At 60.7% G+C, this 323-nt stretch carries 1 pseudogene; it reads right to left on the minus strand.

Features of this window, described 5'->3' with window-relative positions:
* A pseudogene (locus QWI17_RS09970) lies at positions 1-193 on the minus strand (hypothetical protein); the annotation flags it as partial.
* Positions 194-323: the final 130 nt, after the last annotated feature.

The raw sequence follows: 323 nt of genomic DNA on the forward strand, positions 1-323 counted from the left end.
TGATGCGGCTGAGGTAGCTGAACATCGCTACCTCGATCAGCGAGGCGAACAGGCCGACTACCAACAGCGCCAGGAAGCTGGGCCAGACCTGGCGCAGGTAATACAGGTAGAACGCCCACACGGTGCTCGGCGGCGATTCGCTGGGTGCTTCGCGGAAGATGTCGATCAGTTGCTCGAAACGACGGTACAGCATGGGTAGCGACACTCCTGTTCCAGCCTGCCTTCAGGCGGTTGCACGTCCCTGTGCAGCCTGCGGTCAGTCGATACGTTTGGCCGACTTGATGAACACCGGGTCAGCCGGCACATCGCGCATGCCTTTCTTC

This window comes from Gilvimarinus gilvus (assembly GCF_030518155.1).
Taxonomy (GTDB): domain Bacteria; phylum Pseudomonadota; class Gammaproteobacteria; order Pseudomonadales; family Cellvibrionaceae; genus Gilvimarinus; species Gilvimarinus gilvus.